At 73.4% G+C, this 21,694-nt stretch carries 22 protein-coding genes; 10 read left to right on the forward strand and 12 right to left on the reverse strand.

All coding sequences use genetic code 11. The annotated features are described in order from the left end of the window. Positions 1–146: 146 nt before the first annotated feature. The 4 genes from NI26_RS00520 to NI26_RS00535 form a co-directional block, all read right to left on the reverse strand. Entirely contained in the window at positions 147–932 is a 786-nt protein-coding gene (locus tag NI26_RS00520; RefSeq protein ID WP_066651344.1) for an ABC transporter ATP-binding protein, read from the reverse strand. A gap of 40 nt (positions 933–972) precedes the next feature. After that, positions 973–1,665: a GntR family transcriptional regulator gene (locus tag NI26_RS00525; RefSeq protein WP_066651346.1), complete on the reverse strand. Its 693-nt coding sequence runs from the start codon at positions 1,663–1,665 to the stop codon at positions 973–975. Between the two features lie 90 nt (positions 1,666–1,755). Further along, positions 1,756–2,733 (reverse strand): MDR family oxidoreductase, encoded by a 978-nt coding sequence (locus NI26_RS00530; RefSeq protein WP_066651348.1) that lies wholly within the window; start codon positions 2,731–2,733, stop codon positions 1,756–1,758. A 204-nt stretch (positions 2,734–2,937) separates the two neighbouring features. Further along, positions 2,938–3,966 (reverse strand): 6-phosphofructokinase, encoded by a 1,029-nt coding sequence (locus NI26_RS00535; protein ID WP_066651350.1) that lies wholly within the window; start codon positions 3,964–3,966, stop codon positions 2,938–2,940. A gap of 194 nt (positions 3,967–4,160) precedes the next feature. Between NI26_RS00535 and NI26_RS00540 the strand changes: the two genes are divergently transcribed. Together NI26_RS00540 and NI26_RS00545 are read left to right on the forward strand one after the other, a co-directional pair. Then, a complete protein-coding gene (locus tag NI26_RS00540; protein ID WP_066657588.1) occupies positions 4,161–5,060 on the forward strand; it encodes a DNA-3-methyladenine glycosylase family protein in 900 nt (299 codons plus the stop codon). A gap of 65 nt (positions 5,061–5,125) precedes the next feature. Beyond that, complete coding sequence (locus tag NI26_RS00545) at positions 5,126–5,314, forward strand: hypothetical protein (RefSeq protein ID WP_058750533.1); 189 nt, start codon at positions 5,126–5,128, stop codon at positions 5,312–5,314. A gap of 84 nt (positions 5,315–5,398) precedes the next feature. On the opposite strand, the gene NI26_RS00550 is transcribed toward NI26_RS00545, so the two are convergent. Beyond that, positions 5,399–6,256: an NAD-dependent epimerase/dehydratase family protein gene (locus NI26_RS00550; protein ID WP_066651353.1), complete on the reverse strand. Its 858-nt coding sequence runs from the start codon at positions 6,254–6,256 to the stop codon at positions 5,399–5,401. 62 nt (positions 6,257–6,318) lie between these two features. After that, positions 6,319–6,504 (reverse strand): hypothetical protein, encoded by a 186-nt coding sequence (locus tag NI26_RS00555; RefSeq protein WP_066651355.1) that lies wholly within the window; start codon positions 6,502–6,504, stop codon positions 6,319–6,321. A gap of 304 nt (positions 6,505–6,808) precedes the next feature. Here NI26_RS00555 and NI26_RS00560 point away from each other — a divergent pair, with 304 nt between their 5' ends. The 5 genes from NI26_RS00560 (at position 6,809) to NI26_RS00580 (ending at position 10,440) form a co-directional block, all read left to right on the forward strand. Beyond that, entirely contained in the window at positions 6,809–7,495 is a 687-nt protein-coding gene (locus NI26_RS00560) for a hypothetical protein (RefSeq protein ID WP_066651357.1), read from the forward strand. Positions 7,496–7,615: 120 nt separating this feature from the next. Then, positions 7,616–8,314, forward strand: coding sequence for a YceI family protein (locus NI26_RS00565; protein WP_066651358.1), 699 nt, complete (start codon positions 7,616–7,618; stop codon positions 8,312–8,314). Next, a complete protein-coding gene (locus tag NI26_RS00570) occupies positions 8,311–8,826 on the forward strand; it encodes a sigma-70 family RNA polymerase sigma factor (RefSeq protein ID WP_066651360.1) in 516 nt (171 codons plus the stop codon). Before NI26_RS00565 ends, NI26_RS00570 begins: the two co-directional genes overlap by 4 nt. Beyond that, positions 8,823–9,557, forward strand: a complete 735-nt coding sequence (locus NI26_RS00575) for an anti-sigma factor family protein (protein ID WP_066651362.1) — start codon at positions 8,823–8,825, stop codon at positions 9,555–9,557. The genes NI26_RS00570 and NI26_RS00575 overlap by 4 nt, the downstream gene beginning before the upstream one ends. Before the next feature lie 7 nt (positions 9,558–9,564). Next, positions 9,565–10,440, forward strand: a complete 876-nt coding sequence (locus NI26_RS00580; RefSeq protein ID WP_066651363.1) for a serine hydrolase domain-containing protein — start codon at positions 9,565–9,567, stop codon at positions 10,438–10,440. A 25-nt stretch (positions 10,441–10,465) separates the two neighbouring features. Here NI26_RS00580 and NI26_RS00585 read toward each other — a convergent pair whose 3' ends face one another. After that, the gene (locus tag NI26_RS00585; protein WP_158407717.1) at positions 10,466–10,930 is read right to left on the reverse strand and encodes a MarR family winged helix-turn-helix transcriptional regulator; all 465 of its coding nucleotides are present in this window, start codon (positions 10,928–10,930) and stop codon (positions 10,466–10,468) included. A 118-nt stretch (positions 10,931–11,048) separates the two neighbouring features. On the opposite strand from NI26_RS00585, the gene NI26_RS00590 reads away from it, so the two are divergent. Beyond that, positions 11,049–14,627: a proline dehydrogenase family protein gene (locus NI26_RS00590; protein ID WP_066651367.1), complete on the forward strand. Its 3,579-nt coding sequence runs from the start codon at positions 11,049–11,051 to the stop codon at positions 14,625–14,627. Between the two features lie 74 nt (positions 14,628–14,701). Here the strand turns inward: NI26_RS00590 and NI26_RS00595 are convergent, their stop codons facing one another. Both NI26_RS00595 and NI26_RS00600 read right to left on the reverse strand, forming a co-directional pair. After that, positions 14,702–16,303 carry a glycosyltransferase family 39 protein gene (locus NI26_RS00595; protein WP_066651369.1) on the reverse strand — a complete coding sequence of 534 codons (1,602 nt, stop codon included), beginning with the start codon at positions 16,301–16,303 and terminating at the stop codon, positions 14,702–14,704. 48 nt (positions 16,304–16,351) lie between these two features. Beyond that, a complete protein-coding gene (locus NI26_RS00600; protein WP_066651371.1) occupies positions 16,352–17,926 on the reverse strand; it encodes a glycosyltransferase family 39 protein in 1,575 nt (524 codons plus the stop codon). Positions 17,927–18,023: 97 nt separating this feature from the next. On the opposite strand from NI26_RS00600, the gene NI26_RS00605 reads away from it, so the two are divergent. Further along, positions 18,024–18,236 (forward strand): hypothetical protein, encoded by a 213-nt coding sequence (locus tag NI26_RS00605; RefSeq protein ID WP_066651373.1) that lies wholly within the window; start codon positions 18,024–18,026, stop codon positions 18,234–18,236. Positions 18,237–18,246: 10 nt separating this feature from the next. On the opposite strand, the gene NI26_RS00610 is transcribed toward NI26_RS00605, so the two are convergent. Further along, entirely contained in the window at positions 18,247–18,612 is a 366-nt protein-coding gene (locus NI26_RS00610; RefSeq protein WP_066651376.1) for a hypothetical protein, read from the reverse strand. Continuing rightward, positions 18,609–19,604, reverse strand: coding sequence for an SDR family oxidoreductase (locus NI26_RS00615; protein WP_066651378.1), 996 nt, complete (start codon positions 19,602–19,604; stop codon positions 18,609–18,611). Before NI26_RS00615 ends, NI26_RS00610 begins: the two co-directional genes overlap by 4 nt. Positions 19,605–19,689: 85 nt before the next feature. Here NI26_RS00615 and NI26_RS00620 point away from each other — a divergent pair, with 85 nt between their 5' ends. Further along, on the forward strand, positions 19,690–20,313 hold the full coding sequence (locus NI26_RS00620) for a hypothetical protein (protein ID WP_066651382.1): 624 nt from the start codon (positions 19,690–19,692) through the stop codon (positions 20,311–20,313). A 48-nt stretch (positions 20,314–20,361) separates the two neighbouring features. Here the strand turns inward: NI26_RS00620 and NI26_RS00625 are convergent, their stop codons facing one another. Then, positions 20,362–21,633, reverse strand: a complete 1,272-nt coding sequence (locus NI26_RS00625; protein WP_066651385.1) for a phosphatidylserine decarboxylase family protein — start codon at positions 21,631–21,633, stop codon at positions 20,362–20,364. Positions 21,634–21,694 lie beyond the last annotated feature (61 nt).

Raw genomic sequence — 21,694 nt, forward strand, 5'->3', positions numbered from 1 at the left:
GCGGTCTCTCCGTCGACATGAACAGTGAAGCGCTGGAACACCACATGTCACACCGTCCGGACGGACGGTTGCGCACCCCGCCGTCCGGACGACGCGGCGCACGGTTCCCCGACCAGAGGTGGTTCCGGACGGGAGGCGCGGTGCGGCTACTCCGCGCGGCGCGCGTGCCAGCGGCCAGCGGTCCGCTCGATGGCCAGCGGGAAGGCGAAGGCGTGCGACACCGCCTCGGACGTGACGACCTCGTCGGCCGGGCCCTGGGCCACCACGGCACCGTCGCGCAGCAGCATCGCGTGCGAGGTCGACGCGGGCAGGTCCTCGAGGTGGTGGGTCACCATCACGCTGCCGAGGTCCGGCTGGCGCTGGCGCAGGGCGTCGACCGTCTCGAGCAGGTGCTCGCGCGCGGCGACGTCGAGTCCGGTGGCCGGCTCGTCGAGCAGCAGCAGGCGCGGTTCGCTCATCAATGCCCGGGCGATGAGGGTCCGCCCGCGTTCGCCCTGCGACAGCACCGGCCACCGGGCGTCGGCCCGTGCCGCGAGGCCGACGTCCGCGACGTGCCGTCGGGCGGTCTCGAGCTGGTCCGGCGTCGGCTCCCACCGCATCATGAGGTCCGTCGTGCCGGTCAGCCCGGTCAGGACGGTCTCGGTGACCGTCAGCGGCGACAGCATGCGGTGCCGCGGGTCGACGTGCCCGATGTGCTCGCGGAGCTCCCGCACGTCGACGCGGCCGAGCCGACGCCCGAGCAGCTCGACGGTGCCCGCGGTCGGGTGCCCGTTCGCACCGAGGACGGCGAGCAGGGTCGACTTGCCCGCGCCGTTCGGACCGAGCAGCGCCCAGTGCTCGCCGCTGCGGACGGTCAGGGCCACGTCGTGCAGCAGGTCCCGCCCGGAGCGGGTGACGCGGAGGGCTTCGGTTCTGAGCAGGACGTCGGTCACCCGGCCAGTCTGCCCGGTCGGGTGCCCCGGCCAGCCCGTCTCAGGCGGTCGCGTCGGCGTCGGCGTGCGCGTTCGCGGCGCGGATCTCCGCCATGTGCTCGGCCATCGCGCGGGACATGCTGCGGATGACGGCACCGGCGGCCTCGCCGTCGCAGGCCTTCGCCGCCGCACGGAACGAGTCGAGCCCGTGCTTGACGTCCCAGAAGACGAACTCCGGCTGCCCGATGCGGACGAACTTCGCGCGGTTGACGATGCCCTCGGCGGTCTTGCCGAGCAGCTCGTTGCCCGAGTGCGCGACGAGGAACGCGATGAGCGCGTCGACGTCGTCGTTCAGGGCGCGGTCCTCGGCGTCGGCGTGCTTGCGGGCCTGGTCGAGGAGCTTGCCGAGCTGCTTCACGGCGGCGTCGTCGAGCTTCGGCACGGCCCAGCGGGCGGCGAGCTCGGCGAACCCGAAGAGCAGCTGGAACGCGTCGTCGTACTGCTCGCGGGTCGGGGACGCGACGCGCGTGTACCGGTTCGCCTCCATCTCGACGAGCCCGAAGTCGACGAGCTTCGCGATGGCCTCGCGGATCGGGGTCCGACTGACGCCGAGCCACGCGACGAGCTCGTCGTCGTTGAGGCGTTCACCGGCCTGCAGCGTGCCGTCCTGGATCGCGGCGAGCATCTTCTCGAGCACGACGTCCCGCAGGAGCTTCCGGGGGGACGACTCCACCGACGACTTGGGTACCGGCATGGCTGCTCCTCACAGGTTCGGGTGTTCCGTGTGCCAAACCTAGCGTGTCAGTTGGCAAGCGTTCGGGAAATCACCTGAGAGGGAAAAGCATCAGCGTCGCAGGTCGACCACCGTCCGGCCGTGCACCCGTCCGGCGACCACCTCGGCGCCGATCGCCACGGCGTGCTCGAGGTCGACCGTGCGGGTGACGTCGGCGAGCAGTGCCGGGTCGAGGTCGGTCGCGAGCCGCTCCCACGCCCGCTGTCGCAGGGGCAGGGGCGCCTCGACCGAGTTGATGCCGAGCAACGACACCGCGCGCAGGATGAACGGCATCACCGACGTCGGCAGCGCGGCGTCCTGCGCCAGGCCGCACGCCGTCACCGCGCCACCCCACTTCGTCGCGGCGAGCACGTTCGCGAGCGTGGCGCCGCCGACGCTGTCCACGGCGCCGGCCCAGGTCGCGCGCTGCAGCGGCTTGCCGAGCTCAGCGATCGCCGCGCGGTCGACCACGTCCGACGCGCCGAGGGCACGGAGCGAGGCCTCGTTCGCCCGCCGCCCGGTCGAGGCGGTCACGCGGTACCCGCGGGCGGCGAGCAGGGCGATCGCCACCGTGCCGACGCCGCCGGACGCCCCCGTCACGAGGACCGGCCCGTCCTCGGGGGAGACTGTCCGCTCGAGGGCGAGGACGGAGAGCATCGCGGTGAAGCCGGCGGTGCCGATCGCCGCCGCGAACGAGTCCTCGACCGTGTCCGGCAGCACGACGAGGGACCCGCTGGGCACGATGGCGTGCTCCGCCCACCCGCCGTACCGCGTCTCGCCCAGGCCGGCGCCGTTGCACACCACGCGGTCACCGATCGCGACGTCGTGGACCCCGGGGCCGAGCGCCGACACGGTGCCGACGACGTCGATGCCCGGGACCAGCGGGTCGATCCGGGCGACGCCGGGGTTGCCCGCCAGGGCGAGCCCGTCCTTGTAGTTCACGCTCGAGTACGTGACGTCGACGCACGCCTCGCCCTCGGTGGGGTCGGGGAGGTCGACCTGCGTGATCGCGGGTGGGGTGGAACGGGAGACGAGGACTGCGCGCGTCATGGACCGGACGCTACCCCGTGCCTCCCGGCCCGATGCCCGTTCGTTCCCAGAACGGGTGCGGTACCTGGCGCAACCGGGCGTACCTGGTGGCCCCGACCGACCAGGTACGCCCGTTCCGACCAGGTACGCCCGGATCGACGCGGCGCGCCGGCAGCCAGTCCCCGGCCCCGGCCCCGGCGCGCACGCCGCGCCGCGCCGCGCCGCTCAGCCGAACATGATGGCGGCCTCGTCGTACCGCGCCTGCGGGACCGTCTTGAGCTCGCCCAGGGCGTCCTCGAACGACACGTGCACGATCTCCGTGCCCTGGAGCGCGACCATCCGGCCCCACCGCCCCTCGACCACGGAGTCGATCGCCGCGAGCCCGAGCCGTGTCGACAGCACCCGGTCGTACGCGGTCGGGGTCCCACCGCGCTGGATGTGCCCGAGCGTCGTGGCGCGGGTCTCGATCCCCGTCATCTCCTCGATCATCGGCGCGAGCCGCTCGCCGATCCCGCCCAGCCGCGGCCGCCCGAACGCGTCGAGGCCGCGCTCCGTGTGCGCGTTGTCCTCGTGGTCCGGCACGAAGCCCTCGGCGACGACCACGAGCGGCGCCCGTCCCCGGTCGTAGGCGGCACGCACCCACGCAGCGATCTGCTCCATGCTCGTCTTCTGCTCGGGGATGAGGATCGCGTGCGCGCCCGCTGCCATGCCGGAGTGCAGCGCGATCCAGCCCACGTGCCGGCCCATGACCTCGGCGACCATGCAGCGCGAGTGGGACTCGCCCGTGGTGCGGAGGCGGTCCATGGCCTCGGTCGCGATGGCGACGGCGGTGTCGAAGCCGAACGTGTAGTCGGTGGCACCGAGGTCGTTGTCGACGGTCTTCGGGACGCCGACGATCCGCAGGCCGGCGTCGGTGAGGCGCTTCGCCGCGGCCAGGGTGCCCTCGCCGCCGATCGCCACGATGGCGTCGATGCCGTGCCGTCCGAGGGTCTTCGTGATGTTCTCGACGCCGCCGTTCGGCCCCTCGAAGGGGTTCGTGCGGCTGGTTCCGAGGATCGTGCCGCCCTGCTTGGCGATGCCCTGGATGTCCTTGCGACCGAGGGGCACGATGTCCCCGTCGACGACGCCCCGCCAGCCGTCGCGGAACCCGACGAACTCGTGGCCGTGGATCGCGATGCCCTTGAGCACGATGGCGCGGATGACCGCGTTGAGGCCGGGGCAGTCGCCTCCGGAGGTGAGGATGCCGATGCGCACGGAGACTCCAACGTCGTCGGGTTGCGGGGACCTCCCCATCATGTCTGACGGTGGTGTGGCATTACCATCCCCGTGTGTCCCTGCCGTCCTCCGTCGCCTCCGGTCCGTCCGGAGCGCCCGGTCGGCGGCCGGGTGGGTCCGGCCGGGGCGTCGGGTCCGGCCAGACCTCCGCTGCGGCCGTCCGGGTCGACACCGTGTACCGGCCTGGAGGCGCGGTGGACGTCCGCGCGACCCTCCGGCCCCTGCAGCGCGGTTCCGGTGACCCCGCCTTCCAGGTGGTCGGGTCCGACACGTGGCTCGCGCTGCGCACGCCGGCGGGGACTGCCTCGGTGCTCGTGCGCCGTGCGGGCAGCGATGCCGTCGCGGTCTCCGCGTGGGGTGCCGGTGCCGCCTGGGCGGTCGAGCACGCACCGGACCTGCTCGGGCGCGGGGACGACTGGTCCGACCTCGACGTCAGCGCGCACGCCTTCCTGGCCGAGGCGCGACACCGTCAGCCGGGGTTACGGCTGCTCCGGACGAACACCGTCGTGGCGATGCTGGTGCCGGCGATCATGGAGCAGAAGGTGACCTCGCGACAGGCCTGGCGCGCGTGGCGGTACCTGCTCCGGCGCTTCGGCGAGCCGGCACCCGGTCCGGCGCCCGCGGAGATGTTCGTCCCGCCGGCCCCCGAGCAGTGGGCGCGGATCCCGAGCTGGGAGTGGCACAGGGCGGGCATCGAGCCCGGTCGCTCGGCGACGGTGATGCGGGCGGTCAAGGTCGCGCCCGCGCTCGAGCGGACGCTGGGGCTCGGTCGTGGTGGCGCGGTCGTGTCGCAGCGGCTGCAGTCGGTCCCGGGCATCGGGCAGTGGACCGCTGCCGAGACGGCGCAGCGGGCGCACGGGGACCCGGACTCGCCGAGCGTGGGCGACTACCACGTGCCGGCCCTCGTCGGGTGGGCACTGACGGGCGGCCCCGTCGACGACGACGGGATGCTCGAGCTCCTCGAGCCCTGGCGCGGGCACCGCGAGCGCATCGTGCGACTGATCGGGGGCTCGGGCTTCCGGAAGCCGACGTTCGGCCCGCGGATGACGATCCAGGACCACCGCTGGCACTGAGCCCGGACAGGACCGGAGCTGCGACGTAGGCTCCTTGTGAGAACCGATCTCACGAAGGAGGAACCATGTCGGACCCGAACACCACCCCCGCCGCCGAGGCCGAGGAGCACCGCGTCGCCGAGCACGACGTCGCCGACCACGACCACGAGCAGGACGGCGGCGAGCACGAGACCGTCGAGCACGGCGACCACGTCGACTTCGTGCACGACGGCCACCGGCACGCCCGTCACGAGGACCACTACGACGAGCACTGAGCGGCACTGACGTGACCGGCGGCGGCCGGGAGGGGTGTGGCGGAGCCGCCACGTGCCTCCCGGCCGTCGTCCGCGCAGCGGCGCCTACGGGTGCCGGGTGCCCTCGCCGGCGAACACGGCCCGGTAGCCCTCGCGGAACGTCGGGTACCGCGGCTCCCAGCCGGTCGAGCGCAGCAGGGCGTTCGCGAGCCGCTTGTCGCCGCCAGCCTGCCGCCCCTCGGGCTCGGCGCTCGGCAGCTGCTCGACGCCGAGTTCGCACGCCAGGAACGTCAGGACGTCGTCGAGTCGGACCGGTTCGTCGTCGGTACCGAGGTACGTCGGTGCGGGGTCGTCCACCCCCGCCAGGTGGACGAGTGCCGCGGCGGCGTCGTCCCGGTGGATGCGGTTCGTGTGGGGCGACGTGCCGGACGACAGCCGGGCCTGCCCGGACCGCACCTGGTCGATCAGTCGCTCGCGGCCGGGTCCGTAGATGCCCGAGAGCCGGACGAGCACGGCCTCGGGTGCCCGCTCCCGCAGCAGCGCCTCGGCCTCGAGCAGGACGCCGGCGGTCGGGGTGCTCGCTCGCGCCGGGGTCTCCTCGGTCACCTCGCTGCCGTCGTCGACGTCGTACACCGCGGTCGAGGACACGACGAGCAGCCGGGGTGAGGCGCCGGACGCGTCGATGCCGTCGAGCACGTTGCGCAGGCCGTCGACGTAGGTCGCGCGGTACTCGTCCACGGCACGGGAGCCGGCGGCGAAGGCGACGACGACCACGCCCGTCTCCGGAGCGATCGTCGGGACCTCGTGTCGGAGGTCGACGCTGCGGCCGGTGATCGGCGCGGGGATGCGCTCGGCGCGACGGCGGAGCCCGGTGACCGGGTGGCCGAGCGCTGCGAAGCGCAGGCCGGCCTCGGTACCGAGGTCGCCGCAGCCGGCGATGACGACGGGGGAGCGGTGCTGCATGCCCTGAGCTTGTCAGGTGCGCGTCGGAGCGGCCCGAGCGCGAGGGCCCGGGCTGTCGGTCGTCAGACCTGCTCGTTGTCCGGCGACTCGGGCTCGCCGCCCGAGTCGACGTCGCTGTCCTGCTGGGGGTCCTCGGTCGCGTTGCCGGTGGACGAACCGTCGGGCAGGTCCTCGGTGCGCTGGAACTCGCTCTCGGGGGCGTCCGTGGAACCGTCGGTCGGGCTGTTCTCGTGCTGCTGGTCGCTCATGGGGGGCACGCTACGCGGGAGCGCCTCCACCGCTGTCCGGGCAGGAGTGTCCCCCGGGGGGCGACTCGGGCGCGGTGCTCATGCGACCCGTACGGGCGCTGCGTCCCCCGGGTTTGTAACGGAGAGATAACGACTCAGAACTCGTCCAAACCCTTCGGCGGAGGGTCCCGAATCACCTGCATCAACCGGGAAACACCCGGAGCGCTCACCAGCCGCAGGTAGCTGGTTCTCCACCCCTTTCCGGGGTGTGTTCGGCGCACACACACTGTCCGCGCCGAGCGCGACGACGAAAGGAACGCATCTCATGCGCAAGTCCCTCAAGACCTCGATCACCCTCGCCACCACCGGCGCCCTCGTCCTCGGTGGTGCCGCGTTCGGCATCAGCTCGGCGAACGCCGCGACCCCGAACGTGCAGACGGTCTCGTCCTCGTCCGAGGCCTCGAAGATCCCCGCCCCGGTCGCATCCGTGCCGGACGTCCTCGGCGGCGACACCTCCGTCGCGCTCGACAGCAGCTTCACCGACGCGCTGACCTCGCTGGGTCTGACCCCGGGCGTCTCGGGCGACGCGAAGCTCGAGGACGGCGCCGTGTCGTTCCCGATCACCGCCGGCTCGGTCACCTACTGGAGCCCGGACGGCAACTACCGCCCCTACGTGCAGGGCCTGCTGAACCACAACGGTTCGGGTCTGACCCTCAAGGCCGGCGACACCACGGTCACGCTCGAGAACTTCGTCGTGAACCCGGGCTCGTCCAAGCTCTACGGTGACGTCCTCGTCAACGGCGAGGTCGCCGCGTCGAACGCCTACCTGTTCGAGCTCTGGGGTGGTTCGCTCAAGCCGCTGCAGCTCGAGGGTGACAACGCGGTCCTGACCGGCACCACCGTCCACATCTCCGAGGACGCTGCTGGCCTGCTGAACAAGACCTTCAGCACCGACGCCGTCAAGCGCGGCATGCTCGTCGGCACCGCCACGATCACCGCGCAGATCAAGTAACGACCCGCGGCACACCCGCCGCACCGGCACCACCACGAGAAGGCGCCGCTCCCGACCACGGGAGCGGCGCCTTCGGCACGTCCGGGTGAACGATCCGGCTGGCTGTCTCGTCGTCAGGGCATGGGACTCCGCACACGTACGAAGGTCGTCATCGGCATCGCCACCGGTGTCGTCGTCATCGGCGCCGCAGCCGTCATCGCCGGCCCGGTCATCTACGCGAACACCGTCAACGGCCAGGCCGCCGCCGCCCCCTCGCTGAGCGCCGCTCCGTCCGGCTCCGGTGCGACGCTCGATGCCCAGCAGGCCGACGGCACCTGGACGAGCACGAGCAGTTCGTACGCCGGGTACCGCGTGCACGAGGTCCTGCAGGGGAATGATGTGGACGTGGTCGGTCGGACGAAGGACGTGCAGGGCACGGCGACGGTCGACGGCGGCTCGCTCACGAAGGCGACCGTCACGGTGCAGGTCGCGACGATCTCCACACCCGAGGCCGCGCGCGACGAGTACTTCCGGAGCAAGGCCCTGCAGACCGACCGGTACCCGACGGCGACGTTCGCGCTGACGGAGCCGGTCGACGTCTCGAAGGCGCTCGACGGCAGCACCCAGGACGTCACGCTCACCGGCACGATGGACCTGCACGGCGTCGAGAAGCCGGTCACGGCCGACGCGCAGGTCGCCGTGACGAAGAACGGGTCCGTCCAGGTCGTCGGCTCGGTCCCGATCACCTTCGCCGACTACGGGGTCGAGGCCCCGTCGCTCGGCTTCGTCACCGTGGACGGGAAGGGCTCGGTCGAGTTCTCCCTCGACCTGGCGAAGTGACCGTGACGAGCCGTTCCGCCGACGAGCTGCTGGCGACGCTGTACCGCGAGCACGGCGACGCGCTCACCCGGTACGTCCGGCACCTGACGCGGGACGGCTCGACCGTCGAGGACGTCGTGCAGGAGACCATGGTCCGCGCCTGGCAGCGTCCGGCGGTGCTCGAGCGGGCGCCCGACAGCGCACGGGCCTGGCTCTTCACGGTCGCCCGGAACCTGGTCGTCGACGACGCCCGCTCCGCACGCAACCGGCGTGAGCAGGGCTCCGAGCACCCGGTCGACCGTGCCGAGGCCGACCGGACGGACGCGGTGCTCGACCGCATCGTCGTGGCGGACGCACTCGCGTCGCTCAGCCCGGACCACCGCCGCGTGGTGGTCGACGCCTACTGGCTCGGCCACACCGTGCCGGAGATCGCACGACGACACGACATCCCCGAGGGCACCGCGAAGTCGCGGTTGCACTACGGGCTCCGGGCCCTCCGGCTCGCACTGCAGGAACGAGGAGTGACCCGATGAGCGAGGACCGGTACGCGGAGTGGGACGCGGCGTACGTCCTCGGCTCGCTCACGCCCGACGAGCGGCTCGAGTACGAGCGGCACCTCGAGACGTGCGACCGCTGCACGGCGGCCGTCGCCGAGCTCGTCGGCCTGCCCGGTCTGCTCGCGAAGCTCCCGGCCGACCAGGCGGTCGAGATCGCGGCACCGGACGGGAGGCCCGACACGCGTCCCGAGAGCACCCTCGCCGCCGTCGCGCACCGCGTCCGACACCGTCGTCGCCGCCGTCGGGCATGGGTCGCCGTGACCGCGGGGCTGGCGGTCGTCGCCGCCGTGCTCGGCGGCCTCGCCGTCGGCACGGCCGGTGGACGAGGTGCGACGGTGCAGGCCGGTGGCGCGCCCACGACGTCCGCACCGACGACCGCGGGCGACCGCTACACGATGACCGGGTCGCAGGGTCTCGACGTCGACCTGGCCGTGAGCGGCGAGCAGTGGGGCACGCGCTTCGACTGGGGGTGCTCGTACGGCGGCAGGGAGTGGTCGGCGGACGGCTCGGTGATGTACGACCTCGTGGTGGTCCGGAAGGACGGCTCCGTGCAGACCGTGGCCTCGTGGTCGGCAGCCGGGGCCGAGGCCCGCGGGCTGTCGGCGTCGACGGACGTCCCGCGCGACGACATCGCCGAGGTGCAGGTCCGACTGCGCGGCGAACGCGGGTCCCTGGTGAGCACCGACCTCGCTCGACACACGGGATGATGGCGGGGTGGACCGCGCCGCACCAGTGCTCGACGACGTCGTCCGCGCGGTCGCGCGGACGGGCTTCCGCGCCCACGGCCTGCACGTGCTGGTCGGCGACGACACCGCCGAGCACCACTGGTCCGCCGACGTCCGCCGTGACGTGCACTCCGTCGCGAAGGGCGTGGTCGTCCTGGCCGTCGGGACCGCCGCGGACGACGGGCTGATCGCGCTCGACGAGTCCGTCGGCACGCTGCTGCCCGACGTCGTGCTCGGACCGGGTGTGCGGGACGTCACGCTCCGACACCTGCTGACCATGACGAGCGGCATCGACATGCCGTGGTCGCCGACGCAGACCACCGACTGGCCGGACCTGGCACGGGAGTTCCTGGGACGCCCGACCGTCGGACGGTCGTTCCGGTACGCGAACGCCAGCACCTACACGGCCGCGAGGGCCCTGGCCGCACGGGTCGGCGACGTCGGCGCGTACGCGCAGGACCGCATCTTCACCCCGCTCGGCATCGACGACGTCCGCTGGGACCGCTGCCCGCTCGGTCACGTCGTCGCGGGCGGCGGCCTGTGGCTCCGCACCGCCGAGGTCGCGCGCATCGGCCGGTTGCTGCGGGACCGCGGCGCGGCGGACGGGCGTCAGCTCGTGCCCGCGGCGGTCGTCGACGCGATGCACACCGACTGGGTCGCGGCGGGGTCGTCACCGTCGTACGACCGCTACGCCCTCGCGGGCTGGGGCGGCCCGGGACGGACCTGGCGACTGCACGGGGCGTACGGGCAGCTCGTGCTCCTGGACCCGGTCGCCGACGCCGTCGTCACCCTCACCGCGGACGACCACGAGCGTGCCGACGTGACGGCCGCGGCCGTCGCGGAGGTGCTCGCAGGCTCCAGCTGAGCCGGTCCCGCCGAGCGGGCTCTCCTCAGGCCTCCGGCTCGACCGGACCGAGTGCGTCGAGGACGCGGTGGGAGACGGACCGCAGGGTGTCCGCATCCGCAGCCACGGGCCTCCAGAACAGCTCCTCGAGTGCCGCGGTGTGCGCGCGGATGCCGGCGAGCACCGCGCGCCGACCCTCGGTCGTCATCGTCACCCAGCTGCCACGCCCGTCCGCCGGGCAGTCCGCGCGGGCGACGAGCCCGCGCCCGACCATCCGCGTGACCTGGTGGCTCACGCGCGACTTCTCCCACCCGATGCCCGCGGCGACGTCACGGACCCGCAACCGGTGGTCGGGAGCGCGGTGCAGGCCGATCAGGATCTCGAACTCGGGGATCGAGATGCCGGCACCCTGCTGGACGGCCTGGTCGAGCGCCCGGTCGAGCCGGCGCCAGACGTCGTGGAACGCGTCCCAGGTCGCCCAGTCGTGCCCCTCGCCGCCCTGCTCCGCCATGACCGCCAGCGTAACCAGCGGGCGTGCCGCGGGACCGAGGATCATCCGTTCGGCTGACTCCGGGGCAGCACTCGGCGCGCTCAGAGGTCACGTCGGACGCCCGGAATACGATCACTCCATGCCGACCCCGCACCTCCGAGACTGCACCGACGACGCGGTCACGCGGGCACAGGGGTGGATCGAGGCCGCCCGCGGGATGAAGCCGGAGCCCGCGGCCGCACGTCTGGCCGAGCTGCTCGCCGACCCCCGTGGCGCCGAGTTCGCCCGCGCGTTCGTCGACGTCGTGGTCCGGCCGGAGGACCCGAAGGTCGTCGCCCGGAACCTCGAGCGTGCGAGCCGGGCGGTACCGGACGACCTCGCCTGGTACCTCCGCGGCGCGGTGACGGTGGGCGGTGGCTTCGCGACCATGGCGCCGTGGGCGGTCGTCCCCTCCGCGCGGAAGGTGCTCCGGCGACTCGCAGGACACCTCGTCGTCGACGCCACGCCCGCCCGGACCCCCGCGGCACTCGCGAAGGTCGGCGGACCGGACACCCGACTCGACGTCGACCTGCTCGGCCCAGCCGTGCTCGGACCGGCCGGCCGCGACCGACGGCTCGCGGCACTCGACGACCTGCTGCACCAGGACGTCGCCGCCGTCACCGTCGACCTCGACGCTGTGCTGCCGCCGGTGTCCCCGTGGGACCTCGACGACGCCGTCGCCGACGCGGTCCGGCACCTCACACCGCTCCTGCACACCGCGGCGAGCCGGCCGACACCGCCCATGGTCACCCTGCAGTCCGGCCGCGCCCGAGGCGTCGAACGGGCCGTCGCGGTCCTGAGCGCGCTGCTCGAGCAGGACGGCGGGCGGGAGCTCACCCTCGGGGTGACCCTGCCCGCCGAACTCCCCGAGTCGCTCGACCTGCTCGACCGGGTGACGACCGCAGCACGGGAGCGTCGCGCATCCGGCGGGGCACCCGTGCGCGTCCGCTTCACCAAGGGCACGCTCCTCGCCACCGAAGGGGTCGACGCCGTGCTCGAGAGCCGGCCGCTCGCCGTGACCGCGGACACCCGCACGACGGACACCGCGTTCCTGCGCCTGCTCGACACGGCGATCGACCCCGAGCGGACCGACGCAGTGCACGTCGGTGTCGCCACCGACGACCCGTTCGCCCTCGCGACCGCGCACGTGCTCGCCGAGCGCCGCGGCGTGCTCGACGTCGTCGAACCCGAGCTGCTCCTCGGCACGACGCGGTACGCCGAGGTGCTGCGCACGGCGTTCGGCCACGTGGTTCTCGGTGTGCCACTGGTGCGGCCCGACGAGTTCGACGCTGCCGTCCCGTACCTCGCTCGTCGACTGCGCGAGGTCGCCGGCCACCGCCCGGTGGACGGCTCGACCACGGCCGGGTCGACGGCGGCGGACACGACCGGCTCGACCGACGACACCGCTGCCGTCGAGCGTGCCACCGCCGAGCACGTCGACGCCGTGGCCGCGCTCCTCCGTCCCGCGCCGCCCACGCGCCGCACCCAGGACCGCCGACGGCCGCCGGGTGACCCGGTGCTGCGCTCGGCTGCCGAGAACACGCAGGACACCGACCCCTCCACGCCGGGCAACCGCGCGTGGGCCGCCGAGGTGCTCGCCCGGGTACCGGAGTCGCAGCGCGGCACCAGGACGATCCGTGCCGCCCGCATCACCGACCGCGGACGCCTCGAGCGTCTCGTCGCCCGCACCGCCCAGGCCGGTGTGAACTGGGGCCGCCAGGACCCGGAGGACCGTGCCGAGCTGTTCGACCTGATCGGCCACGCGCTCGAGACCCACCGCGGGGCACTCGTCGAGACGATGATCGGCGAGCTCGGGCTCACCCTGACCGACGCCGACGGCGAGGTCAGCCGGGCCGTCGACGCCGCCACGCACGCCGCGGACCGCACGCGACACCTCGAGGACATCAACGGGGCGGTCCCGGTCCCGCCGCGCCTGACGGTCGTCGTGCCCTCGTGGAACGCCCCGCTCCTCGATGCCGCCGACGGTGTGCTCACCGCGCTCGCCGCGGGCAGCGGGGTCGTGCTCCAGCCCGCCACCGCCGCCCGACGCACCGGTGCCGTCTTCGCCGACGTGCTCTGGGACGCCGGGGTCCCGCACTCCCTGCTCCAGCTCGTCGACCTCGACGGCAGCGACCTCGCACGCGACCTCGTGGCGCACCCCGCCGTCGACCGCGTCGTCCTGACCGGCACCCCGGAGACCGCTCGGTCCTACCGCTGGTGGCGCGCGGACCTGCCCCTCGTGGCGGAGCTCACCGGGGTCGTCACCGCGGTCGTCACCCCCTCGGCCGACCTCGACCAGGCGGTGCGCGACGTCGTCGCCTCCGCCTTCGCCCGCTCCGGACAGGCGTCGTCGGCGGTGTCGCTGCTCGTGCTCGTCGGGTCCGTGGGGGAGAGCCCGCGCTTCCGCGAGCAGCTCGCCGATGCCGTCCGTGGCCTGCGCACCGCGTGGCCGACGGACGCGACCGCCCAGGTCGGGCCGCTCGTCGCCGAGCCGACCGGCGCCGTCCGGACCGCGCTCACCGAGCTGCGCCCGGGAGAGTCATGGCTCGTCGAACCGGTCGCGCTGGACGACACCGGCCGACTCTGGTCGCCGGGTGTGCGGGAGGGCGTCCGCGCCACGGGCGACCTCGCGCGGACGGCCGTGCCGGCACCCGTCCTCGACGTCGTCCGCGTGGAGACCCTCGACGAGGCGATCGCCCTGCAGCACTCCGTCGACGGCGGCTCCGTCGCGGCGCTCCACACCCTCGACCCCGACGAGGTCGCGACCTGGTCCGACCGGACCCGGGCCGGCGTGCTCGTGGTCGACCGCCCGACCACCGGGGCCCGGCCGGGACGCCAGCCCGTCGGCGGGTGGCGCGGGACCGCGGTCGGTCCGACCGTGCACCGCGGCGGGCCGCTGGCCGTGATCGGGGCGGACCGGTGGGACCCGACCCGACGTCAGCCGCACCGGAACATCCAGCTGCAGGGACTCGGCAACCGCGTCACCGCCGTCATCGAGGCGGCGCGGGCCGGACTGTCCTTCGAGGAGTTCGACCGCGTCCGTGCCGGGGCCGAGAGCGATGCCGCTGCCCGGGCATCGTTGTACGGACGATCGCGGGACACGGCGGACCTGGGCGTCGAGCGGAACGTCATCCGGTTCCGCCCGCAGTCGGTCGTGGTCCGGCAGTCCTCGGGGGTCGGCGCCGGCGACCTCGTCCGCGTGCTCGTCGCCGCGACCGCAGCGCGCGCGCACGTGCTCCTCAGCACCGCCCGTCCGCTGCCCGCCGAGCTCCTGCCGCTGTTCTCGACGGCGCGCTCGCCCCTCGACGTGGTCGACCAGGTCGTCGAGGACGACGCCACGTTCCTGGGACGGGCTGCGGCGGGCACCCTGCTGCAGGACGGGTGGTCGGACGGCGCTGAGCCGGAGGTCGACCCGATCGACCTGGTGCTCGCGCAGGGAGCGGAGCCCCGACGGCACGCGGCCTTCGGCGGCCCCGGGTCACGCGTCCGGCTGCTCGGCGGTGACGCCCGTGCCCTCGAGGAGGCCCTGGGCGCCGGCACCGAGACGACCATCCACGACGACCCCGTGGTGGAGTCCGGCATCGTCGAGATGCTGCACTTCCTGCGGGAGCAGACGGTGTCCGTCACCGCGCACCGTCACGGTGACGTCTCCCGGGTCGTCAGCCGCCTCCGGCTCTGACGGGCCAGCGGCGGGCGGCGGGCGTCCTCAGCCGGCCGTCCTCGGCCTGCTGACCTCGCGCCTGTCGACCTCCGTCAGCGGATGTAACTGATGATCTCCAGCGTCTGCACGGACTTCCGCGACTCGACACGCCATCCGTCGGCCTCGAGCTGCGCGGTCAGCGTCGCGGGCTGGCTGCTCGTCTCGGCACCGAGGTACCAGACTCGGTCGAGCCCCGACACGTCGGGCTCGCGGTCGCGTGGCTCGCGCTCTGCCCACAGCTCGCCGATCTCCGAGGCCGGGCGCACGAGCGTCAGGTCGCGCATGCCCGCGAACGCGTCGGGGTAGGCCGAGGAGACGTACTCGGTCGTCCGGATCTCGTGCCGCGGCAGCGGACCGTAGTAGACGCCGTCGCGGCTGCCGGCGGGCTCCTGCGCGCGCTCGGCGGCCAGGTGGTCCGTCGCCATCTTCCAGTGCGTGCCCGTCTTGCCGATCGGTGCGCGCTGTGCGGCGATGACGGGGTACGCGAGCAGGGCGATGACCACCACTCCCGCGGTCGCGAGGGCGAGGGTCAGACGCCAGCGCAGGAGTGCACCGAACGCGGTGAGGGCGAGCGCGATCGTGAGGGCGACGAAGGGGGTCGTGAAGGTCAGGTACCGCGCGTTGTACAGCGGCTTCACCAGGATCGACACGGCGAGGACCGCGACGAGCGGCACGACGACGGCGGGGACCGCGAGCTCCACGGCGCGGACCCGTCGGCGGAGACGCGGGACCGCGACCGTCACGAGGACGCCCACGACGGCGAGCACGATCCCCACCAGCGCGAGACGTTCCGAGTCACCGAAGTACTGCTCGACCAGGATCGACTGCACCACCTTGCGGTTGAAGTCGAACGTGGTGCCGATCCAGTAGAGCTGCTTGTCCGCCTGCCCCGAGGTCATCCGGACGAGGGGCAGCACCAGGAGCCCCGCGACCGCCGCAGCGCCGAGCCACCAGAGCCCGGCACGCAGGATCCCGGCGGGCCGACGGCGGGTCAGCTGCCAGACCAGGACCGTCACACCGTGCGCCACGACCAGCAGCGCCGAGTACAGGAAGAAGTACGAGCCGACTGCGGCGACGAGCGCGTAGCCCAGCCACCACACCCAGGCGCGCGGCACACGGTCGCGGGTGCGTTGCACGGCGACGACCAGGACGAGGGTGAGCAGGACCGCGAACGTGAAGCTGAACGCGTACGAGCGCCCCTGGCCACTCGCGGAGGTGACGCGCGGCAGGACGGCGAACACGAGTCCCGCCACGACCCCCGTCGGAGCGTCGGCGACCCGTCGGCCGAGCTCGACGAGGAGCGCTGCCGCGACGGCGGAGGCGATCACGCTCGGCAGCCGCAGGGTGAGCATGTCGTAGGGCACGACCGAGAACCACAGGTGCATCAGCGCGTAGTAGGCGCTGTGCACCCCGTCGACGTTGTGCGCCATGTGCCACAGCTCCGGCAGGGAGCGGCGCGCGGACGACATGGTCGCGGCCTCGTCGATCCCTGCCGGCGCAGCCCACGTCCCAGCGAAGGAGACCAGGAACGCCACGATGCCGACGAGCGAGGCCGGCACCGCGGGGTGACGCCAGGCCGGTCGGGCGGTGTCGGACGCGGGCACGTCGGACACGTCGTCCGATCCCGCGTCCCTGGTCGTCAGGGATCGGCGCACGGAGCCGAGCCTACCGTCCGGTCGACGACCCACCGTCTCGTCCGGGCCTCACCGGGTGTAGGCGATCACGTAGAAGTCGCCGATGCGCTCCCGGTCGTCCTCCGACCAGCCGGCCCGTGCGAGCGCCTCGCGTGCAGCAGCGGGCTGGACGCTCGTCCGTCCGCCGACGTACCAGACACGCTCGACACCCTCGAGCGGCAGGTCGTCCCCCGGAGCGAGTCGGTCGGCCCACAGCTGGCCGATGCTCGCAGCGCTGCGGATCACCGTCAGGTCGCGCATGCCGGCGAAGGCGGCCGGGTAGGAGGACGACACGTACTCCGTCGTCCGCTTCGGGTGCCCGGGCAACGGTCCGTAGTAGACCGCGTCGAGGCCGTCCCCGTCGTCGTGGGCGGCCCGGTCCGCGGCGACGTACGCCGCGACCCGTTCCCACTCGCCCCCCGGCGATCCCTCGCCGGCCCGTTGCGCGACGATCGCGGGCGTGGCGAGTGCCACGACGGCGAGGACCGCCAAGGGTGCCACGAGCCGCGCGCGGAAGGACGTCGCGCCGAGGGCGACGAGCAGGGCGACGAAGGGTGCGGCGAAGGTCAGGTACCGGGAGTTGTAGTACGGCTGCACGACCACCGACACGACGATGACGGCTGCGGTCGGGACGACGACGGTACAGAGGGCGAGCCACACTGCGAGCCGTCGGGAGCGCGACCGGCGGTCGACGAACGCGGCGACGACCCCGAGGACCGCGAGGGCCCATCCGACCAGCGCGAGCGGCAGCGACCGGGCGAAGTACTGCTGGACGAAGACCGAGTCCGCGAGCCGTCCGTCGAGGGCGAGGCGCGAGCTCATCCAGTAGAGCTGTTCGGATGCCTGCCCGGAGGTGAGGAGGGCGAGCGGCACGGTGGATGCAGCGACCAGGGCCGTCGCGGCCGCGAAGGGCAGGGCCACCTCGATCCAGTCGGAGCGACGACGCCGCACGAGCAACCACACGACCACCGCGACGGCGTGCGCGACGACGAGCAGCGCCGAGTAGAGGAAGAGGTAGGTGCTCAGTCCGCCGACGACGACGTACGCGGACCACCAGGCCCAGGCGCTGCGCCGCCGGGCGAGAGAGCGGTCCACGGCGATGACGAGGACGAGCGTGAGGGCGGCCGCCGTGGTGGTCGTCAACGCGTACGAGCGCCCTTGGATGCCGGCCGACGTCACCCGGGGGAGGACCGCGAACACCAGCCCGGCGACGATCCCGGTCCGCAGGTCGACCAGACGGCGCGCGAGCTCCACCAGCAGCCCGGCGGCGATCCCGATGCCCACGGCACCCGGCAGTCGCAGTGTCCAGAACTCGAACGGCACGACGTCGAGCCACACGTGCACCAGGGCGTAGTACAGGCTGTGCACGCCGTCCACGTGCTGTGCCATCTGCCACAGCTGTACCAGGGACCGGTTCGCGGCACTCATCGTGGCCGCCTCGTCCAGCGCGGACGGGGTGCTCCAGGCGCCGGCGAAGGACACGGCTGCAGCGACCAGACCGACCAGGACAGCGGCCAGCAGGGAGCGACGGGGCCCCCTGGCGCGACGGCGCGTGACCGGCGCGGGATCGGATCCGGTCCGCGACTCGATCCCGAGGTCGGACATCCGGCCAGGCTAGCAGCGGGGTCTGCGCGCTCCGCTGTGCGGCGGTGCCTGACCGTCCGCCGCCGACGCGCGGGCCGAGCGGCGTAGCGTCCCGTGCATGAACGCACGAGCGAACGACGACGAGGTCCAGACCGCCCCCGTGATGGACGGTGCCACCGAGGCCACCAACGAGGAGAAGCTCGCCGGCCTGGTCGAGCAGGTCGATCACGACCACGGACACGAGGGTGCCGGGGCCATGGCCGACCACCTGCGCGACCGGATGGACGAGACGGGTGTCGAGGAGGAGCAGCCGAACGACGAGGTCGAGTAGGCAGCGGCGGTCAGCGTCGGCCGGGGCGACCGTGTCCCGTGCCGACGAGGCCGACCTCGAGCACGGTGAGGACCACGGCGACGACGAGCTGTCGTGCCGCGAACCCCCGTGTCTGCCGGTCGAGGGCGATGAGCGGCACCATCGAGACGCCGTGCGTGGCGTCGACCGCTGCGCCGAGGACGTGCGCTTCCGGTGACGCTGCGCGCGTGAGCAGTGCGGCCTGCACGAGTTGCCGGGCGCCGAGCACCCGACCGAACACGGCCACCCGGCCCGTCGACCCACGCGAGGCGAGCAGGTGTGCGACGCCGATGCCGGCGCGGAGCCCCTCGACCCACCGCGCACGCTGCCGGCGGTCCCTGCGGGAGCGGCGGCTCATCGGCGCTTCCCCGCGGCCAGGGCGATCGCGCCCGCGACGCCGACGGCGGCTCCGATGATCCCGTTGCCGAGCCTGCGGTGCTCGACCCACCACGTCTGCGGCGACCAGGCGTGCGCGGAGTCGTCGAAGACCCCGTGCGCACCGTGGTCGCCCGGGACGGGCTCGTGCAGGTTCGTCGGCAGCGACTGTCCGTCCTTCTGCTCGGCCTGCTGTCCGCTGACCAGGGTCTTCGCGGCGTACCAGTCGGCGAAGCGTCCACTGATCCGGTTGCCCAGGATCGTGTAGACCGTCGATTCGCCCACCCACGTGCGGCGGCGCGGCCGCTCCGCGGTCACGGCGATCGCGCGGGCGCCGACCTCGGGCTGGTAGATCGGTGCGACGGGCTGCGGGTGGTGCGGCAGGAGCGACTTCACCCAGTTGAACTGCACCGTGTTGAGCGCGGGCATGTCGACGCGGCTCACGGCCACCCTGCTGCCCTGTTCCGTGAGCTCGGACACCACCGACTCGGTGAACCCGACGATGGCGTGCTTCGCGCTGCAGTAGGCGGCCTGCAGGGGGATGCCCCGGAAGCCCAGTGCGGAACCGACCTGGATGACGTGCCCACGGTCACGGGGGACCATCCGTGCCAGCGCCGCGCGGGTGCCGTTGACGAAGCCGAGGAAGTTGACGTCGACGGCGCGCTCGAAGTCGTCGGGGCCGGTGTCCGTGAAGCGCCCGAAGACCCCGACCATCACGCAGTTCACCCAGAGGTCGATCGGTCCGAGCTCCTGCTCGGTGCGCTCGGCGGCGGCCTCGACGGCCTGTCGGTCGGCCACGTCGGCGATCAGCGCGAGGCCTCGGCGTCCCGTGGCCTCGACCTCGGCGACGGCGGCGTCGACACCGTCGCGTCCACGGGCCAGGACGGCGACGTCCCACCCCCGGGCCGCGAGTTCGCGGACGGTCGCCCGTCCGAGCCCTGCCGAACCACCGGTCACCACTGCCACGCGCGTCATGCTGTCCGTTGTACGCGGGCTCGTCTCCGCACCGGTCCAGCCGCTGTCCCCCCGGCCGCCGGACGGCGTGGGGCAGGATGGCGCGGTGGAGACGGACGACGAGGAGCAGGCCGAGGAGGCACCTCCCGGCTGGGTGTTGCGGACCCCGACCCGGTACCGGGAGGTCCTCGGGTCACCGGTCCTCGCACTCGTGCTGGCGGTCGTCGCCGTCCTGGTCGGGAGGACGTTCGGCGATGCGCTCGCCCTCGTCACCGGGGCCGTCGCCGGTGTACTCGGGATCGCGTGCGCGGTGGTGCTCCTCGTCGCGGCGCTGCGGGCGTACCGGGAGCAGACGCGTGGCGCGTCGTGGGACCTGCACCGCGTGCGCGTCGTGGTCGGGGTCACCGCCGGAGCGGCGGTGATGGTCGCGAGTCTCGTCGTCGGGATCCCGATCGCGGCGTCGATCGGGATCGTCGGTGGCTTCTCGCAGATCAGTCGGTACGCCCGATCCGTTCCACGCTTCGACCTCTCGGCCGTGGCCTGGGCGTTCCTCGGCGTGGTCGTGAGCTGCGCGGTCCTCGTCGTCCTGGGACTCGCGCTCCCCGAGGGCACGGTGCTCCCCGGCTGGCGCGCGACGGCCTGGGTCGGTGGCGGCATCGCGGGAGCCGTGTTCGCCGCGGTGCTCGCCCTCGTGCACGCACAGCGGGCAGGCCGAGCCCCGTCGCGGTGACGGGCGGCGGCAGCCGACCGTTCGTGGAGCCGACGTCGACCGGTTCCGTCAGTCGGACGACCGCCGCAGCGCCGTCGCCAGGTGCGACCGCACCGGCAGGACCGCCGATTCCTCCTCCGGCGCCTGCGGCAGCGCTCCCAGCGAGAACGACTCGACGACGTCCGGCCCGAACAGCACGCACACCGACGACCCGCCGAACTGGAAGTACCCGAGCTCGTCGCCCTTGCCGACGTGCGCACCGTCCGAGATCCCCTCGCCGATCACGCACGAGGAGACGTCGGACATCCCGATGAACACGACCGCGATCATCCCGATCGCGGGGTCGTCGGCGTCGATGAGCACGATCGCGCGGGTGGCGACGTGTGCCAGGTAGCCCTGTGACAGCTGCGGCTCGGCGGCGTCGGTGCCCTGCGACGAGGCCTCGGAGTAGTAGGTCCCCGGTTCGACCCAGGCGCGCAGGACCGTCCCGGCGACCGGGCTGTGCCAGCGGTGGTACTCGAGCGCGCTGAGGAACGCCTGCCACACGGTGCCGTCGACGAACAGGTCGGCGGTCTCGTCGCCGGCGAGCAGCTCCTCGACCGAGTACGGCTCCGCCTTCGCCCAGAACGCGTCGAGCCGGTGGACGCGACTGGCGATCCGGTACGGGGTGGCTTCGCAGGGGCTCACCACGACCGCGTCGTCGTCGGGCGCGGCGACCGGGCGCTCGCCGTCCCGGAAGCGCCGCGTGAAAAAGTCGTTCCACGACCCGAAGCCCCAGTGCTCGGCGTCGGCATCGTGCTCGAACCGGTCCATGCCGACCGCCCGACGAGCGGCATCGCTGCACCACCCCGAGGGTGCGTCCACGAGCACCTCGAGGGACTTGTCGCTCGACAGGAAGTCGCACCACCCCTGCAGGATCGTCCGGAGCGCGTCGTTCACGCGCGGGTCCCGGTAGAAGGCGAAGCCCGCCGGGGTCGCCTTCGTCCAGTCGAGCACCCCGTCGAGCGGCGTCATCACCATCTGCTCGTCGCTGTACTCGGGCGCGGTCGTGATGACCTCGTCGACGAGCTCGAGCAGCTCCCCGAACGACTCGAGGTGCCGGTCCTGGTACTCGCGACCGGCGGGGACCTGCTCGATCATCTGGTGCGCGTGCATCCGCAGCACGGGGTCGCCCTCGACGAGGTCGCGGAGGGCCGAGACCGCCGGGTGCAGGGCCCGGTCGGGGTCGCGCTCCTGGTGGCGTTCGCGACGCCCGCGGAGCCAGGCCTCGAGCCCGCTCTGGTCCTGCGGGAGCCATCCCGCGCGGCGTCGGACGTCCTGCTGCTGCGATGCACCGGTCACGCGGAGGAGGCTACCCACCGCCCACCGTGACGGTCCCAGGAGCCGCCCCGCCCCTCCCGGC

Source organism: Curtobacterium sp. MR_MD2014 (genome assembly GCF_000772085.1).
GTDB lineage: Bacteria > Actinomycetota > Actinomycetes > Actinomycetales > Microbacteriaceae > Curtobacterium.

Bases quoted from the DNA above. Each gene is read 5' to 3' on its own strand.
- NI26_RS00600 (WP_066651371.1), bottom strand. From the start codon at position 17,926: ATGTCCGACCTCGGGATCGAGTCGCGGACCGGATCCGATCCCGCGCCG.
- NI26_RS00550 (WP_066651353.1), bottom strand. From the start codon at position 6,256: ATGCAGCACCGCTCCCCCGTCGTCATCGCCGGCTGCGGCGACCTCGGT.
- NI26_RS00615 (WP_066651378.1), bottom strand. From the start codon at position 19,604: ATGACGCGCGTGGCAGTGGTGACCGGTGGTTCGGCAGGGCTCGGACGG.
- NI26_RS00585 (WP_158407717.1), bottom strand. From the start codon at position 10,930: ATGGCGGAGCAGGGCGGCGAGGGGCACGACTGGGCGACCTGGGACGCG.
- NI26_RS00525 (WP_066651346.1), bottom strand. From the start codon at position 1,665: ATGCCGGTACCCAAGTCGTCGGTGGAGTCGTCCCCCCGGAAGCTCCTG.
- NI26_RS00545 (WP_058750533.1), top strand. From the start codon at position 5,126: ATGTCGGACCCGAACACCACCCCCGCCGCCGAGGCCGAGGAGCACCGC.
- NI26_RS00610 (WP_066651376.1), bottom strand. From the start codon at position 18,612: ATGAGCCGCCGCTCCCGCAGGGACCGCCGGCAGCGTGCGCGGTGGGTC.
- NI26_RS00560 (WP_066651357.1), top strand. From the start codon at position 6,809: ATGCGCAAGTCCCTCAAGACCTCGATCACCCTCGCCACCACCGGCGCC.
- NI26_RS00530 (WP_066651348.1), bottom strand. From the start codon at position 2,733: ATGACGCGCGCAGTCCTCGTCTCCCGTTCCACCCCACCCGCGATCACG.
- NI26_RS00590 (WP_066651367.1), top strand. From the start codon at position 11,049: ATGCCGACCCCGCACCTCCGAGACTGCACCGACGACGCGGTCACGCGG.
- NI26_RS00555 (WP_066651355.1), bottom strand. From the start codon at position 6,504: ATGAGCGACCAGCAGCACGAGAACAGCCCGACCGACGGTTCCACGGAC.
- NI26_RS00565 (WP_066651358.1), top strand. From the start codon at position 7,616: ATGGGACTCCGCACACGTACGAAGGTCGTCATCGGCATCGCCACCGGT.
- NI26_RS00605 (WP_066651373.1), top strand. From the start codon at position 18,024: ATGAACGCACGAGCGAACGACGACGAGGTCCAGACCGCCCCCGTGATG.
- NI26_RS00575 (WP_066651362.1), top strand. From the start codon at position 8,823: ATGAGCGAGGACCGGTACGCGGAGTGGGACGCGGCGTACGTCCTCGGC.